Origin of the sequence: Paraburkholderia sediminicola, assembly GCF_902859805.1 — a bacterium.
GTDB classification, from domain to species: domain Bacteria; phylum Pseudomonadota; class Gammaproteobacteria; order Burkholderiales; family Burkholderiaceae; genus Paraburkholderia; species Paraburkholderia sediminicola.
This window is the reverse complement of sequence record NZ_CADIKC010000022.1, coordinates 1-16,407: the sequence shown is the minus strand read 5'-3', so window position 1 is coordinate 16,407 and position 16,407 is coordinate 1. Positions and strand designations below refer to the sequence as shown.

Below are 16,407 nucleotides of genomic sequence, written 5' to 3'. Positions count from 1 at the left end.
AGTGACAGCGTGCCCGCGCGCGGCCGTGCGGCAAAGTCTGCGTTGACGACGCACTCCATCGCCGCTCGCGATGGCGGCAATGGCATGCGGGACGGGCGTGCGCCGTCGCAAAGGGGAAACCCTTAAGGGCTTTTCAGAAGGCGCAGCGCGGCCGCTGAAAGGGCGTTGCGAGAGCGTGCGGAGGACGGCGGGATGACGCTGAGGGGCGTTGGAACGGGAATGTTGAGAAAACCTCCAGGCCGCTTGTCAGGAGCGGTCAGAAGCAGCCAGAAACACCCGCTCAAACCGAACGCAGCAGATGGTCGAGTAAATGCGCCGCCGTCAGCGTCAGCGCCTTGCGGTCGCGCATGCAGATCACGAAGCGCCGCTCGGCCCATGCTTCGCGCAAGGGCACGGCGACGATGCCGTATTCGTCAGCCGCATGTTTGGGCAGCGCCTCGCTCGGCAGGATCGCGACGGCAAGACCGGCCTGGATAAAACGATAGGCGGCGTCGAAGGTCGACACATAGGTTCGGTAGTTGAGCTCGCTGCCTTTTTCCATCGCGATGCGTTGCATCAGCGCGTTCACCGATGCATTCGATGCGAGCCCGAGATGATCGAACGACAGGGTCTGCTCGAAGCCAACCGCAGTTTCACCAGCCAGCGCATGATCACGCGGCACGATCAGCGCGAGATGATCGGAGCGATACGGCAGCACATCGAGGCTGCCCATCGGCACCACATCGCGGCAAATGCCGAGGTCCGCCACGCCCTCTTCCAGACCGCGCACGATCTCGGCGCTGACACGCTCTTCGACGTCGACACGAATCTGCGGATTGGCCTTCAGAAACACCGACAGCGCCTCGGGCAGAAACTCGACCATCGAAGACACATTCGCCAGCACACGTACATGACCGCGCGCACCGGCCGCGTATTCGCTGAGTTCAGCCTGCAAACGTTCGTGGCCGCGCATGATGAGCCGTGCGTGCCTGAGGAGCGCCTCACCGGCGGCGGTCGCGCGCACGCCACGCTGGCTGCGCGAGAGCAGCGCGACGTCGACCAGCGCCTCGAGATCGGCAAGCCGCTTGCTGACCGCGGATGGCGCGATGAACTCGCGTTCGGCCGCCCGCGCGATCGTGCCTTCCTCGCAGACGGCGATGAACAAGCGCAACGTCACCTGATCGATTTGCCACATGAACGGGCGCGCCCTGGATGTTTGAAGTGGGAAAATTATGCCCGAGGAAGACTGCGCCCAAGTCCATCCCAGGGTATCCACGGCCGGCATGCCGGTTTGCGTCGTCGATCGCGCGCCGGGTCGTGACCGCCAATCGTGTGGCAAACTGCGCAATCAGAACAACTGACCAAGGCTCTCCCATGTCCACCGCCAGTCTCTTCGTCACCTCCGCGGGCGTCGGCCTCGCGATTGCCGCGCCGGTCGGCCCGATGGGCATGCTGTGCATCCGCCGCACGCTGACCGGCGGTCCGCGCGCGGGGCTCGCAATCGGTTTCGGCATTGCGACCGGCGATGCGGTTTATGGCCTGATCGCGGCACTCGGCCTGGTCGGCATTTCGCAGTTCATGCTCGCCTACGACCGGCCCTTGCATCTGCTCGCCGGGTTGTTTCTGCTATATCTCGGCGTGCGGACGCTGCTGCAAAAAGCGCCCGCCGATGCGGCAAACGGCAATGGCAACAACGACGGCAACGGCAAGCTCGCGCAGGTGGGCCGCGCCGGCGCCCTGCGCGCGTATGCAGGTTCATTGCTGCTCACGCTGACCAACCCGCAAACCGTCATCATGTTTGCCGCGCTGTTCACGACGCTCGCGCCGCGTGGCGCGTTTTCGTCGAGCATCGCATTGACCACCGTTGGCGGTGTGTTTTGCGGTTCAATCGCGTGGTGGTGTTTTCTCGTGACCGTGGTGTCGCTTGCGCGCCATGCGATCGGCAGCAAGCTGCGCGTCGCGATCGACCGGATCGTCGGGATTACGCTCGCGGCGTTCGGTATCGTCGAGATTCGCCGCGCGCTTTGAAGAGGCTTAGCGCGACTGCGCAAAGTCGCTCGACGAACGATGCGCCTTCTGACTCATCACGCGCGGCCGCGCAACGCGACGAACACCACACCGGCAATCGCCATCAAACCACCGCAGAGCGTCGCCAGTCCCGGACGCTCGCCGGTCAGCACTGCGGACAATGCCGTCGCCACCGCAGGCGTCAGATACAGGAAATTGGCCGCGCGCGCCGCGCCGAAGTAGCCCAGCGCGAACATCCACGTTGCATAACCGAGCGCCGCCGGAAACACGCCGAGCACCAGCACCGCCTGCAACGTGCCGTGCGGCGCACTGCCAAGCGAACTCAACGCGCCCGGCAGCCACGGCGCCAGCAACACCGCTCCTGCCAGCAACGTGTAGGCGGTGCAGGTCAATGCCCCGTAGACCGGAATCAGGCGCCGCTGCAGCACGAAGTAGCTCGCCGAACACAGCGCCGCACCGAGAATCAGCGTACTGCCTGCGCCGAGCGTCAGGCCGCCGGGCTGCCCCCGCGCAATCACCGCGATGCCGCCAAGACTGACTAAGGAACCGAGCCATCCCCACCGATTGAATCGCTCGCCGAGAAACACGGCTGCCAGCAGCGCCGTGAAAATCGGCAGCGTATTGACGATGAAACTCGCCGCGCCTGCCGCCACCGTTTTCTCGCCGGTATTGAGCAGTGCGTTGTAAAGCGCGATGCCGAGAAAACCGCACAGCACGAAACGCAAACCGTCGCGCCATGTCGGCAACGGCGGGCGCCGGTAGGCAAGCCATGCGATCACCAGCAGCGCCGCAGTGGCGAAACGCGCCGCCGCCAAGGGCAAAGGCGCCAAACCCTGCAAGCCGATGCGAATGAAGGGAAAGGCGGACGCCCACGACACGATGGTGAAAGCGACCGCGCCTGCGGCCAGCAGCGGCTGCCGCGCGGAGCGGGGCGATGGGGACGAAGTAAGTGTGTTCATGCGCAGATGGTGCCGCGCCGCGAGCTGCTAAGCTAGCGCACAAATGAATATCGTGATGTGAATATGGCTCACACCTCTTCACCGGCCTCGTCGGCGCGACCGCCGCTCGCGAGTCTCGAAACCGTCTGCGCCGTCGCCCGCGAAGGCTCGTTTCTCGCCGCTGCCGAAGCCGCCGGATTGACGCACGGCGCGATCAGCCGGCGGGTGGCCGCGGTCGAAAACTGGCTCGGCATGACTTTGTTCGAACGCCATGCGCGCGGCGTGCGGCTGACGCCGGACGGGCAGCGCTTCGTGGGGCGTATCGAGCAGGCGTTCGGCATCATCGATAGCGCGGCGGATCAGTGGCGCTCGCCGCGCAGCCCGCAACTGGTCAAGCTGAGCGTGGTGCCCGCGTTCGCCAAACTGTGGTTCTTCGAGCGTCAGGCGGCATTCGAGAGCGCCGCCCCGGCGCTGCGCATCCAGCTCGATATCGATCATCGCAACGTGGACATCGCCGGCGGCGAAGCGGACCTGGCGATTCGCTACGGGCGCGGCAGTTGGCGTCAGCTCGAGGTCAAACCGTTCCTGCCGGAGACGCTTTATCCGGTCGCGCATCCTTCGCTCGCCGCGCGCCTCGCGAAGCAGCGGCACAAACATGGCGACGCCGCGCTGCTCGATGTGCCGTTGCTGCACGACTCGGATGTGACGGGCTGGCGCGCGTGGTTCGGCGCACTGGCTATTCCGCTGAAGCCGCGCGCCCAGGACCGGCGTTTCGAAGACTACACACTGGTGCTGGCCGCCGCCGAAGCGGGACTCGGCGTGGCGCTGGCGCGCGTGCCGTTGGCCGATGCGTATCTGCAGAAGAGCGGCCTCGTGCGGGTGAGCCGCCACGAAGTCGCCTCGCCGCTGACGTATTACTTCGTGCATGCAAAGGGCGAGAGCCGGCCCGAAGTGCTAACGCTGATCGACCGGATGCAGGTAGACCAGCAAGACAGGTCGTAGCAACTTCATACGCAAGCACGGCAGTTTTGCGACAATAGCGGCTTTCGCCGCGCTGTCGCGGGCCTGCCGCCGGGATGCCCCAGCGCTCGAAGGCAAGTGCGCACCGGCCTTGCCGTCTAACCTGTCCAACCCACCCGACCGTCACCGGTCTGCTCAATGGCTCTTCCCCACATCAATCTGCTGTACTCCGTCTCCGGCCTGTTCGTCGGCTTTCTGGTCGGCCTGACGGGTGTCGGCGGCGGCTCGCTGATGACGCCGATCCTGGTCCTGCTGTTCAACGTGCATCCGGCTACCGCGGTGGGCACCGATCTGCTGTACGCGGCCGCCACCAAGGCGACTGGCACGCTGGTGCACGGCCTGAAAGGCTCTGTCGACTGGCAGATCACCCTGCGTCTCGCGGCCGGCAGCGTACCGGCGGCGACCATCACCCTGATTCTGCTGCATCGGTACGGCATGGACACGCCCGGCGCGAGCCGGCTGATCCAGATCGTGCTCGGCGCCGCCTTGCTGGTCACGGCCGTGGCGCTGATCTTCCGCCCACAGCTCGCGGCGCTCGGCGCGCGCCGTCAGCGTGCGCCGAGGCAAGGGCGTACGCTCGCGCTCACCATGCTGACCGGCGCAGTGCTGGGCGTGCTGGTGTCGCTGACCTCGGTGGGTGCGGGCGCCATTGGCGTGACGGTGTTGCTGCTGCTGTATCCGTTACTGCCGACCACGCGCATCGTCGGCTCCGATATCGCGCACGCGGTGCCGCTTACACTGCTGGCGGGCGCCGGTCACTGGCTGCTGGGTTCGGTCGACTGGTCGATGCTGCTGTCGCTGTTGGTGGGATCATTGCCGGGCATCGCGATCGGCAGTTATCTGTCGTCGCGCGCACCGGACGCGCTGCTGCGCAACGTGCTCGCCGCCACGCTCACGCTGGTCGGCGTGCGCCTCGTGCTGTCATAAAGCAGCCGCGCTATTTGAAAAACCGGCAGGTCAGATCGGTCTCGAACTGCCTGACCCATTGACCGTGATGGTCGTGATACGACTGCGCCCAGCCGCCGCGCCGAACCGTGACAAGGCGCTCGTGTGCGGCATCGCCCGGATCCGGGCAGGCGCTGATGTCGAAATGCGCTGGCGCAAATCCATGCCGCGCACATACCAGTTCGAAAGCCGCCCGATCGCTGATCGGCAGATCGGTATAACGCAGATGCGTAGTTTCCATGGCGTTGACTCCGGTTCCGCTTGCATCACAGTACGCTTCGCGCTGCGTCGATAGTGTGTCACAGCGCACAGACGCGCTGTTGCAGCGCCGGCGCTCAGCCCGATACCGGCCGACTCATCATCACCGCTTCAAAAATCACCGCTACGAAAAATAAAGCGAAAAAAAAGCTCCGGGTATTCGCCGGAGCCCTCGCTTATGCAGGCCGCTTATCGCGGCCCGCTCGTTGCAAGCGTCTTACTGCTGCACAACGGTCAGCTTGTTCGACACCGACGTCACGCCGGCAACGCCCTTGGCCGCTTCACCCGCAGCGTCGATCTGGCCTTGGTCAGGCACCGAACCCGTCAGCGTCACTGCACCGCCACGAGCGCGCACGGCGATGTTCGAGACGTCGATGCCTTGCGCCTTGGCGAGCGCGCTGCGCACCTTGCGACCCAGCTGGCTATTGGCCTTCTTGACGGTCTTGGCGCTTGCAGCCGGCGCCGCGGTCGTGCCCGTAGCCGTTGCATCGCTTGCCTGAGCGTACACATTGCACGCCACCACCATTGCCACAACCGAGCCCAGCGTTTTCAGAAAACCGACCGATTTCATAGTTTCTATTCTCCTTAGCTACACATTGGACCGCATGTACAAGCGGCTTCGTTACGACTACCGGCGGCCATGCGAGACGCGACAATGCGCGGCTCAGCGACGGCCGACTATGGCTGCGACACGGTGTGCGAGAGGCGAGAGAGGCCAGCCGCCGTTAGTCGCATGCGATGCCACGCATGCAATGCGACACGGGAGCCGGCAAGCCGCGAGGTCCGCCAGCGCGCCCGGTTCTTGTCTGTCGTGCCGGGTCACGCTGTGCAAACATCTGTTCGCGGCAGCGAACCACAATTTAATCTAGCCGCGCCAGAAGCGCAAAGGGTTTAGTCATACGTTGCGGCGCGTTCCGGTTGTCGGAGCGGGCATTGGGCGTGTTTTGTTCATGCGCCGTTCATATTCTGGTTCGGGCATGCGTGGCCGGCCAGTTAATGTGTCGTTCATGGGACGTTCATATACAGGTCACGCGTCGTTCACGCGTCGTTCACGAATTGTTACGGGTTTGACGGCGCCCGCGCCGGCTGGACGCTGCGCCGCCGCGCGAATCTCAGGTACCATCGGCGCGACGCGCTGCCGCGCGGTTTGCGCGGTTTGTATGTCCTGCACGGCAGCCAGCCCGGCATGGCGCGAACGCTTCGCTGCGGTTCGCGTGCCGCAAACGCCACCATCCTGTTCACTTTCGACCGTAGCCGTCACGTCACCCGATGAAGCCAGCCACCGGCCGCAAACGCCCTCCCCGTCTCGTCGCCCGTTTCGTGGCGATTTCCTGGCGCGATCTGGCGGTCTCGTTCGGACCGCTCGTGCTGATCGCCGTCGCGGCGATCTGGGTCGCCGTGCGCCTGATCCAGCCCGCCCCGCCCAGCACGCTGACGATCAGCGCCGGCCCCGAAGGCAGCACCTTCTGGAATGCGGCCCAGAAGTACAAGGAGATTCTGGCGCGCAACCGTATCACCCTGAACGTCTTGCCCTCGGAAGGCTCGCTGCAGAATCTCAAACGGCTCTCAGACCCGAAGTCGAACGTCGACGTCGGCTTCGTGCAGGACGGGGTCGCGCCCGGCCCGGCGAACGAGGGCTTGATGTCGCTCGGCAGCGTGGCCTATGTGCCGCTGGCGATCTTCTATCACGGCCCGACGATCTCGCGGCTCTCCGAATTCAAGGGCTTGCGCCTCGCGGTCGGCGCCGAAGGCAGCGGCACGCGCGAACTGGCGCTCGCGCTGCTCAAGGCCAACGGCATCGTGCCGGGCGGCCCGACCAAACTGCTGCCGCTCTCGGGCGACGACGCCGCCCAGGCACTCGTCACCGGCAAAATCGACGCCGCTTTTCTGGCCGGCGATTCGGCGCAACCGGCGGTGATGGGCAAGCTCTATCGCACGCCGAACGTGCAGTTCTACGACTTCACCCAGGCCGACGCTTACACACGCCGTTTTCCGTATCTGACCCAGCTCCAGATGCCAATGGGCGCGTTCGACCTCGGCAAGAATCTGCCGTCCACGCCGATTCATATGGTCGCGCCGACCGCCGAACTGGTGGCGCGCGACTCGTTGCATCCCGCGCTCTCCGATCTGCTGATCGAAGCGGCACGCGAAGTCCACGGCAAGGCAAACATCATGCAGCGCGCCGGCGAATTCCCCGCGCCGCTCGCCCACGATTTCCCGATCAGCGACGACGCCGCCCGCTACTACAAGTCAGGCAAGAGCTTCCTTTACCGGATCCTGCCGTTCTGGCTGGCAAGTCTCGCGGACCGGTTGCTGGTGGTCGTGGTGCCGCTGATCGTGCTGCTGATTCCGGCGCTGCGCGTCGTGCCCTCGCTGTACACGTGGCGGGTGAAATCGCGCATCTACCGCTGGTACGGCGCGCTGATCGCGATCGAGCGCAGCGCGCTCAGCGAGCACTCGGCGGAAGAACGCGCCACGCTGATCGAGCGGCTCGATGCGATCGAAGAATCGGTGAACGGGCTAAAAATGCCGCTCGCCTATGCGGATCAGTTCTACGTGCTGCGCGAGCATATCGGCTTCGTGCGCGAGAGGCTTACGCATAGCCGCGAGGCTCAGCGCGACGCAGCCGGGGACCCGGACGACGAGCCGCAGCCACCCGCTTCGGCGCGCGCATCAGAAGCCGATGCCACAACGGAATCACCCGAAGCGCGGGGAGCCGACGAGGCCGACGAGCCTTCGGCCGGCCGCCACGCCTAAGGGCCCGGCTCGACCCACGTGGTCGAGTTTGGCGTCCGCCGTGTCGGCCATCCCAGGTCCAAATCCACATTGACGGGTGCAAGCGGCGGCTGCACCGCGTAAGATCATTACAATTCCGACGGTGCAGCAGACGACACCGTTCGGAAAGGGCAATCCGGGAGACACTTATGACCGTAGGCATCGACGCCAGGCAACCGCAGTGGTTTTACGATTTTGTCTCGCCGTTCACCTACCTGTTGCTCGAGCAACACGACAAGTGGCCGGGCTTCGACTTCGCGTTCACGCCGGTCGTGCTGAACGAGCTGTATCGCCACTGGGGCCAGCGGCCCGCTTATAGCGTGCCCGCCAAACGCACCTTCCTGTACCGCCACGCACTGTTTCGCGCGGACCAGCTCGGCATTCCGTTCAAGATGCCGCCGGCCCATCCGTTCGACTCGATGAAGCCGCTCCTGCTCGCCACCGCGGCGAAGGGCGACATCAGCTTCGTGCGCGAGATCTTCCGTTTTATCTGGCGCGAAGGCCGCGATCCGTCGAGCAATGGCGCATTCGCCGAACTGTGCGAGCGCGTCGGCATGCCGGACGGCCCGGAGCTGATCAAAGATGAAGAAGTGAAGGCGCAATTACAGCGCAACACTACCGATGCAATCGGTCTGGGCGTCTACGGCGTGCCGACCTTCCGTCTGAACGACCAGTTGTTCTGGGGCGAGGACGCATTGCCTATGGTGCTGTATTGCGCGCGCACGCCGAACTGGCTCGACTCGAAGGAAGTGAAGCGGATCAGTTCACTGCCTTCGGGCCTTGCCGACGACTAAAACGAAAGCAATACGTAATATTTGTGCAAACAGGCACGCCGTGCCTGTGCTTGCGCAGGTCTTTTCGGACGTGATGCCGTCAAAAAGGCCGTCCTGATGCCGGCCATACCGTGCCTGCTATGCCGCCACACCGCAAACGGGCCTAAGGTTATAACCTTTGCGCCCCGCTCTTGCGATCTGGCTCGCGGGCGGCTCCGTACGACGCTTCATCCGGGCCCGACCTGCTTGCATCGCCTCGCCTAAACCATGGACGATTCCGCCGCTTCCCTCGATATCTGGCTCGTGCGCGTGCTGCGCACGCTGATCGTCGAGCGCAGCGTCACACAAACCGCGCTGCGTCTGAATCAGACCCAGCCCGCTATCAGCACCGCGCTGCGCAAACTGCGCGAGACACTGAACGATCCGATCCTCGTACGCGGCAAATCGGGCATGGTGCCGACCGAATATGGCGAATCCTTGCTGGCCTCAGCGCAACGCGTGCTGCGTGAAGTCGATTTCGTGGCCACGCCGCATGGCGACTTCGATGCCGGCCGCTCGCGCCGGACCTTCCGCGTGGCCGCGCCGGATTATCTGAATGATTTCTTCATGCCCACCGTGATCGCGCAGTTTCGCGAAGCGGCGCCGCATGCGCGTCTGGAGATCGATTCACTCAGCCCGATGCTCGACCATTCGGCCGCGCTCGATGCCGGTGAACTCGATCTGGTGATCGGCAACTGGCCGAAGCCTGATCCGCGTTTCGAGCGCAGCGATCTGTTCTCCGACACGGTGGTGTGCCTGATGCGCGCCGATCATCCGCTCGCGCGCACACCGATGACGCGCGAAGCGTATCTCGCCGCGCCGCATCTCGCGCCAACGCCTTATAGCGGCGCAAGCGGCGGCGCCGTCGACATCGGGTTCGCCAGGGCTCGCGCCGAGCGGCGCATCGTCGCCACGCTGCCCTACTTCGGCCTCGTGCCGCAAACGCTGTTGCAATCGGATCTGATCTTCACGACCACGCGCCGTTTCGCGGTGCACTACGCGAGCATCCTGCCGCTCGCCGTGGTCGAAGTGCCGATTCCGTTTCCGCGCATCAAGTGCTATCAGCTATGGCATCCGCAGCCGGACCGGCCGAGCGATGTCGGCTGGCTGCGCACGCTGATGTCGCAAGTGTCGGATGAATTGATCGCGCAAAAAGTGCGGCGCGCGAAACGGCCGGCGAAAAAAGAAACGTCAGCCGCGGAGGGCTGACGTTGTGGTGTGATGCTTGAGACGTTGCGTTTGAAGGCTGTCTCCGCCTAGACGCTCGCGCAAAGCTTCTGCATTGCCGCCTGAGCCGCGGTTTGACGTGAACGGATCTGCAGCAACTCGGCACACACTGCGACCGCGATCGCCGAAGGCGCTTTATCCACAATGCCGGTCACGCCGATCGGGCACGTCATCTCCACCAGCCGGTCCAGATCCACGCCCCGATCCAGCAAACGACGCTCGAATTTCACGCGCTTTGTCTTCGACCCGATCATGCCGAAGTAGGTGAAATCGCGCCGCCGCATGATGCGTGCGGCGAGCGAAAAATCGAGCGCGTGGTTATGCGTCATCACGAGGAAATACGCGCCGGGCGGCGCCGTGTCGACGATTGCGTCGGGCGTGTCGGTCGCTTCGATCTGCACGTTAGCCGGCGTTTCGTCGGGGAACAGTTCGTCACGCTCGTCGACCCACTGAACGACACACGGCAAGCTGCCGAGCAGCGTGACGAGCGCATGGCCGACGTGCCCCGCGCCGAACAGCACGATGTGCATCGGCGCCGGACGCGGCGCTTGCACGGCGCTGCGCCGGCCGATCTGAACGGAAGAAAAGTCGTTCATGGCGATCATTCCAGTGAGTTTCGATGTTTGCACGATTGTCCTTAGCTGGCCAGTTGCGCTTTACTGCCGCGCCGCTGCGGTTGCTGCCCGCACTGCGCCGACTGCCTTCAGGATTTCCTCGCTGGTCGCGGGCGCATTCAGCGGCGGATTGACCTTATGGTCGCCCACGGCCGACACCGCATCGCGCACGGCAAAGAACACCGAGAACGGCAGCAGCAGCGGCGGCTCGCCGGTCGCCTTCGAACGATGGATGCTGTCCTCCGCGTTGCGGTTCTTGAACAGGCGCACGCGGAAATCGGGCGGCGTATCGTTGACGGTCGGAATCTTGTAGGTCGACGGTGCGTGCGTCATCAGCTTGCCGCCGGCGTTCCACCACAGTTCTTCGGTCGTGAGCCAGCCCATGCCCTGGATGAACGCGCCTTCCACCTGGCCGACGTCGAGCGCCGGGTTCAGCGATGCGCCCACGTCATGCAAAGCGTCCGCGCGCAGCACGCGCATTTCGCCGGTCAGCGTGTCGATCACCACTTCCGATACGGCCGCGCCGTACGAGTAGTAGTAGAACGGCCGGCCTTGCAGCTTCGATTGATCCCAGTAGAGCTTCGGCGTTGCGTAGAAGCCGTCCGACCAGAGCTGGACGCGCGCGACGTAGGCCTTCGCAATCACTTCTTCGAACGGCACGATCATCTCGCCGACCACCACGCGGTCGTGCACGAAACGCACTTCGGAGGCGGCCACCTGCCCTGCGCCGAAGCGCTCGGCAGCGAACGCTGACAGACGTTCGCGCAACTGGCGCGCGGCGTCTTGCGCAGCCTTGCCGTTCAGGTCCGAACCCGTCGATGCAGCAGTCGCCGAGGTATTGGCGATCTTGCTCGTATCGGTCGCCGTAACGCGGATGCGGTTAAAGCCGATACCCAGTTCATGCGCCACGACCTGCGCGACCTTGGTGTTCAAACCTTGGCCCATTTCGGTGCCGCCGTGGTTCACCAGCACCGAGCCGTCGGTGTAGATGTGTACCAGCGCGCCGGCCTGGTTGAAGTGGGTCACATTGAACGCGATGCCGAACTTGACCGGCGTGAGCGCCAGACCCTTCTTCAGCACTTCGTTGTTCGCGTTGAACTCGTTGATCGCCGCACGGCGCGCGCGGTACTCGCTGGTTGCTTCGAGTTCGTCGATCAGTTCGTGAATGACGTTGTCTTCGACCACCTGACCATACGGCGTCTGGTTGCGCTCGGTCTTGCCATACAGATTGCGACGGCGCACGTCGAGCGAATCCTCGCCGACCGAACGCGCGACGTTGTCCATGATGTACTCGATCGCGAACGCGCCTTGCGGACCGCCGAAGCCGCGGAACGCGGTATTCGATTGCGTGTTGGTCTTGCCGCAGAAGCCGTCGATCGTGACGTCGGAGAGCCAGTACGCGTTGTCGAAGTGGCACAGCGCGCGCGTCATCACCGGACCGGACAGGTCGGCGGAAAAGCCGCAACGCGAGGTCATGTCGACCGTCACGCCGTCGATCACACCCTTGTCGTCGTAGCCCACTTCGTACGTGTAGTGGAAATCGTGGCGCTTGCCGGTGACCATCATGTCGTCATCGCGGTCCGGACGCAGCTTGACCGGGCACAGCAGCTTCCATGCAGCGAGCGCCGCGCAGCACGCGAACAGACCCGATTGCGATTCCTTGCCGCCGAAACCGCCGCCCATGCGGCGGCATTCGATCAGCACGTTGTGCGACGCCACGCCCAAGGCGTGCGCGACCATGTGCTGCATTTCGGTCGGGTGCTGCGTCGAACAGTAGACGTGCATGCCGTCGTCGTCTTTCGGCACCGCGTACGAAATCTGGCCTTCCAGATAGAACTGCTCCTGGCCGCCGAGCAGCATCTCGCCGGCTTCGCGACGAGCCGCGCGGGCAATCTTCGTATCGGCTTCGCCGCGCGCGAGTTTCATCGGCGGCAAAACGTGCTGGTTCGCGGCGCGGGCCTGTTGCGCGGTGAGAATGGCCGGCAATTCTTCGTACACGACTTCGGCGCGGCGCGCAGCGAGGCGCGCGATTTCATGCGAGGTCGCGACCACGATGAACATCGGCTGGCCGACGTATTGCACGACACCGTCCGCAAGAATCGGATCGTCGCCGTGAATGATCGGACCCACGTCGTTGACGCCGGGGATATCTCCCGCGGTGAAGATCGCGACCACGCCGGGCGTGGCGCGCACTTTGTCGAGCGCCATCGAGACGATCTTCGCGTGCGCTTTCGGCGACAGCCCGAGCGCAGCGTGCAGCGTGCCGGCGAGCGTCGGGATGTCGTCGGTGTACGTGGCGCGACCGCTCACGTGCAGATGTGCGGACTCGTGCGGACGCGAGACGTGGACCTGGGTAAAGTCGTCGAGCTCCTTGAGGTCTTTCAGGAACGGTTCGGCTTGCTGATTCATTGTGTGGGTTCTCCGTATCCTTTGGCTTCTTAAGCGCCGACCGGCGCGCAAGCGGCGGCGACTGCACGAACATCCAGTGCGCTCTTGGGCAGCGGATTGTTCGGACGCGTTTCGAGCCAGAAGCGATACAAGGTGTTTTTCGCTGCTTCGAGGCGGTAGTTGCTGGTCGCGCGCATGTCGGAGAGCGGCGCGTAGTCGTTGCCGAGCGCGAGCATCGCGGCTTGCGCGGTGGCTTCGTGCCATTCGGCGTCGCGCAGCACGGCTTCAGCGTGCGTCGCGCGCTTCGAGGTGGCGGCCATGCCGCCGAACGCAATGCGCGGCTCGCGGATCAGGTTGCCGTCGGCGATAAACGAGAACGCCGCGCACACCGCCGAGATGTCCGAGTCGAAGCGCTTGGACAGCTTGTACGTGCGGAACTGCAGGTTCTTGCGCACGCCGGTGCGCGATGGCACTTTCAGGCCAACGACGAACTCATGCTCCGCCATATCCTTCTTCTGATACGCGAGGTACAGATCTTCGAGCGGCATTTCGCGCTCGATCTCGCCGCCACGCACGATCACGTGCGCGCCGAGCGCGATCAGGCCGGGCATCGAATCGCCGATCGGCGAGCCGTTGGCGATATTGCCGCCGAGCGTGCCGGCATTGCGAATCGGCAGCGACGCAAAGCGCTGCTGCATTTCGAACAGTTCCGGGTACTGCTTGATGATTTCCGTATAGGCCTTTTCGACGCTCACACCCGCGCCGATCTCGATCCAGTCGTCGTTGGTTTCGAGCTTCTGCAATTCGGCGATCTGCCCGACATACACGATGTTGCCCAAGTCGCGCATCATCTTGGTGACCCACAGACCGATGTCCGTGCTGCCGGCGAGAATACGCGTGGCGGGTTCGGCTTCCTTGATCTTCGCGAGCGCCTCGACCGTGCGCGGCGCGTCGAACTGCTGGCCGGCATGCTGGTAATGGAACGTGTCCTTGCGCTCGAGCGTGGCGAGCGTGTTCGACAACGCTTCGATATTGACCGGTGCTTTCGGCGCGGGCGCTTCGAACATGCGCACGGCCGCGTCGACGATCGGACGATAGCCGGTGCAGCGGCACAGATTGCCCGTCAGCGCGTTGCTGATCTCGTCACGCGACGGCACGGTTTTATTTGCGCAGCTATGTTCGTGACCGTGCTTTTCGTACAGCGACCACATCGACATCACGAAACCCGGTGTGCAGAAGCCGCATTGCGAACCGTGGCACTCGACCATCGCTTCCTGCACCGGATGCAGCGAGCCGTCCGGCTGACGCAGGTCCTCGACGGTGAAGAGCGCTTTGCCGTCCAGCGTCGGCACAAACTGGATGCAGGCGTTGACCGCCTTGAAATCGACGCCGCCCGCCTCGTTACGCTCGCCGATCACGACCGTGCACGCGCCGCAGTCGCCTTCGGCGCAGCCTTCCTTGGTGCCGGTGCAATGCACGTCTTCGCGCAAATACTGCAGGACGGTGCGGGTGACGGGCGCATCCTTGATCTCACGGATCGCGTTGCGGTGGTAGAAGCGAATCGGCTCAGTCATGTCTCGTTACTCTCAATGTTCTGTGTCCGTTGGGACGTGCTGCGATGATGGTTCGAAAACTATCACCATCAATAAATACAACCCATAGCGGGGATCGCATGCGGGACATATTCGCGAAACGATATAGAGATGGGTTTGGGGGCCGGTTGGCTTATGTTGATATGGCTGTTTTGCCACATTTTTACAACAATCATAGCTTTACCGCCATTGCCGACCTGGGTCCACTCACCCGCTTCACGTCAAAGGACCGCTCATGCAGGGTGAAAACGGACCACTATATCGATCCGGCACCGTTATTTAGCCATCAAAAGTATTAAGCAATCCCTGCAAGGGAATCGGTTCCATGGGAAAATCACGCCTTCCCGCCGTTTTCAAGTCTCGTTTTCCCCATGTCCACCGACTCAGCGACACCGCGCAGCGAATTTGCGACGACCATGCAGATCATTCCGGTCGTCTTTTTCACGTTTCTTTGCTACCTGACGATCGGAATTCCGCTCGCGGTGCTGCCGGGCTACGTCCACGATGACCTGGGTTACAGCGCGATTCTGGCCGGCGCGGCGATCAGCGTTCAGTACCTGGCGACGCTGGCATCGCGACCGCTCGCCGGCCGCTCGGCCGACACGTTGGGGCCGAAGCGGACGGTCACGATCGGCCTGCTGGGTTGCGGTGCGAGCGGGATCTTGTTGTTGCTTGCCGTGTTGTGCGGGCGCTGGCCCGTGGTGAGCCTGGGGCTGCTGGTGTGCAGCCGTCTCGTACTCGGCTTCGGCGAAAGCCTGTGCGGCACCGGCGCGATTTTGTGGGGCATCGGCCGAGTGGGCACGAGCAACAATGCCCGGGTAATTTCGTGGAACGGTATTGCGACTTATGGCGCGCTCGCGATTGGCGCGCCGCTTGGCGTAGCGATTGCGCACACGATCGGGTTTGCCGCGTTGGGCGTTCTGGTGATTTTGCTGGCGGCGCTCGGTTTTTACCTGGCGCGGCCTATCGCGCCGGTGCCGATCGTGCATGGCGAGCGGATGTCGTACCGGAGCGTGTTCACGCGGGTGCTGCCGCATGGGATTGGGTTGGCGCTGGGTTCGGCCGGCTTTGGGTCGATTGCGACATTTATCACGCTGTTTTATGCGGCGCGGCATTGGCCTAATGCGGCTTTGTCGCTGACTGTTTTTGGCACGCTGTTTATCGGGGCGCGTTTGTTGTTCGCCAATACGATCAAGGCTTACGGTGGGTTCCGGGTCGCGATTGCTTCGTTTTCTTTTGAATGTGCCGGGTTGTTGATGTTGTGGCTGGCGCCGGAGCCGCATATCGCCCTTGCAGGGGCGGCGTTGACCGGGTTTGGATTTGCTTTGGTGTTTCCTGCTCTTGGTGTTGAGGCAGTTGGGCTTGTGCCGCCCGCTAGTCGTGGGGCGGCTTTGTCGGCTTATTCTGTGTTTCTTGATCTTTCTCTGGGGATTACGGGGCCGTTGGCCGGGTATATCGCTGGGGAGTTTGGTTATGCGCAGGTGTTTTTGTTTGCTGCGGTCGCTTCCGCGATGGCGGTCGTGCTGTCGACGATGATGTATTTGAGGAATTCACGGGCGCCTAATGCGCCTGCGGCTACTTGATTTTTTTTGCCTGCTTGGCGGTTGCTTGGCCGTGTTCTTAGGGCTTTGGCCTTTCCTTGATTTGTTAGTGGTCTATTAGCGCTGCCCCTGTGCGGGGCGGCCCCTACTTTTCTTTGCCGGCCGCAAAGAAAAGTAGGGGCGGTTTCAAATACCAAGTGCAACAGCCGGGTCGATAACAATCCCTTGCCTGGCGCAGTTTTCAATGAAGGCTTCTCCGGGCCTGCGCCAGCCCAGCGTTTTTCGAGGTC

Annotated in this window: 14 protein-coding genes; 7 read left to right on the top strand and 7 right to left on the bottom strand. The window is 63.6% G+C overall.

Features of this window, described 5'->3' with window-relative positions; all coding sequences use genetic code 11:
* Positions 1–280 precede the first annotated feature (280 nt).
* Positions 281–1,174: a LysR family transcriptional regulator gene (locus R8871_RS37460; RefSeq protein ID WP_175054933.1), complete on the bottom strand. Its 894-nt coding sequence runs from the start codon at positions 1,172–1,174 to the stop codon at positions 281–283.
* 179 nt (positions 1,175–1,353) lie between these two features.
* On the opposite strand from R8871_RS37460, the gene R8871_RS37455 reads away from it, so the two are divergent.
* Positions 1,354–2,007: a LysE family translocator gene (locus R8871_RS37455; protein WP_175054932.1), complete on the top strand. Its 654-nt coding sequence runs from the start codon at positions 1,354–1,356 to the stop codon at positions 2,005–2,007.
* Positions 2,008–2,063: 56 nt separating this feature from the next.
* Here R8871_RS37455 and R8871_RS37450 read toward each other — a convergent pair whose 3' ends face one another.
* Positions 2,064–2,966, bottom strand: coding sequence for a DMT family transporter (locus tag R8871_RS37450; RefSeq protein ID WP_175054931.1), 903 nt, complete (start codon positions 2,964–2,966; stop codon positions 2,064–2,066).
* A gap of 63 nt (positions 2,967–3,029) precedes the next feature.
* Here R8871_RS37450 and R8871_RS37445 point away from each other — a divergent pair, with 63 nt between their 5' ends.
* Together R8871_RS37445 and R8871_RS37440 are read left to right on the top strand one after the other, a co-directional pair.
* Positions 3,030–3,947, top strand: coding sequence for a LysR substrate-binding domain-containing protein (locus tag R8871_RS37445; RefSeq protein ID WP_175054930.1), 918 nt, complete (start codon positions 3,030–3,032; stop codon positions 3,945–3,947).
* Between the two features lie 156 nt (positions 3,948–4,103).
* The gene (locus R8871_RS37440; protein ID WP_175054929.1) at positions 4,104–4,892 is read left to right on the top strand and encodes a sulfite exporter TauE/SafE family protein; all 789 of its coding nucleotides are present in this window, start codon (positions 4,104–4,106) and stop codon (positions 4,890–4,892) included.
* A gap of 10 nt (positions 4,893–4,902) precedes the next feature.
* Here the strand turns inward: R8871_RS37440 and R8871_RS37435 are convergent, their stop codons facing one another.
* Positions 4,903–5,151, bottom strand: coding sequence for a hypothetical protein (locus tag R8871_RS37435; RefSeq protein ID WP_097391412.1), 249 nt, complete (start codon positions 5,149–5,151; stop codon positions 4,903–4,905).
* 234 nt (positions 5,152–5,385) lie between these two features.
* On the bottom strand, positions 5,386–5,739 hold the full coding sequence (locus R8871_RS37430; protein WP_165184540.1) for a BON domain-containing protein: 354 nt from the start codon (positions 5,737–5,739) through the stop codon (positions 5,386–5,388).
* Positions 5,740–6,437: 698 nt separating this feature from the next.
* On the opposite strand from R8871_RS37430, the gene R8871_RS37425 reads away from it, so the two are divergent.
* The 3 genes from R8871_RS37425 to R8871_RS37415 all read left to right on the top strand — a co-directional run bounded on the left by R8871_RS37425 (position 6,438) and on the right by R8871_RS37415 (position 9,964).
* Positions 6,438–7,925 (top strand): TAXI family TRAP transporter solute-binding subunit, encoded by a 1,488-nt coding sequence (locus R8871_RS37425; RefSeq protein WP_246288039.1) that lies wholly within the window; start codon positions 6,438–6,440, stop codon positions 7,923–7,925.
* A 167-nt stretch (positions 7,926–8,092) separates the two neighbouring features.
* Positions 8,093–8,737, top strand: coding sequence for a 2-hydroxychromene-2-carboxylate isomerase (locus R8871_RS37420; protein ID WP_093636600.1), 645 nt, complete (start codon positions 8,093–8,095; stop codon positions 8,735–8,737).
* A 246-nt stretch (positions 8,738–8,983) separates the two neighbouring features.
* On the top strand, positions 8,984–9,964 hold the full coding sequence (locus R8871_RS37415) for a LysR substrate-binding domain-containing protein (protein WP_175054928.1): 981 nt from the start codon (positions 8,984–8,986) through the stop codon (positions 9,962–9,964).
* A gap of 47 nt (positions 9,965–10,011) precedes the next feature.
* On the opposite strand, the gene xdhC is transcribed toward R8871_RS37415, so the two are convergent.
* Genes xdhC through xdhA form a run of 3 tightly spaced genes read right to left on the bottom strand, consistent with a single transcriptional unit; the run spans position 10,012 to position 14,558 of the window.
* Entirely contained in the window at positions 10,012–10,578 is a 567-nt protein-coding gene (gene xdhC, locus R8871_RS37410) for a xanthine dehydrogenase accessory protein XdhC (RefSeq protein ID WP_246288037.1), read from the bottom strand.
* A gap of 60 nt (positions 10,579–10,638) precedes the next feature.
* Positions 10,639–13,005, bottom strand: coding sequence for a xanthine dehydrogenase molybdopterin binding subunit (gene xdhB, locus R8871_RS37405; RefSeq protein ID WP_175054927.1), 2,367 nt, complete (start codon positions 13,003–13,005; stop codon positions 10,639–10,641).
* A 29-nt stretch (positions 13,006–13,034) separates the two neighbouring features.
* Positions 13,035–14,558 (bottom strand): xanthine dehydrogenase small subunit, encoded by a 1,524-nt coding sequence (gene xdhA, locus R8871_RS37400; RefSeq protein WP_175054926.1) that lies wholly within the window; start codon positions 14,556–14,558, stop codon positions 13,035–13,037.
* Positions 14,559–14,947: 389 nt separating this feature from the next.
* On the opposite strand from xdhA, the gene R8871_RS37395 reads away from it, so the two are divergent.
* Complete coding sequence (locus tag R8871_RS37395) at positions 14,948–16,159, top strand: MFS transporter (RefSeq protein ID WP_093636608.1); 1,212 nt, start codon at positions 14,948–14,950, stop codon at positions 16,157–16,159.
* Positions 16,160–16,407 lie beyond the last annotated feature (248 nt).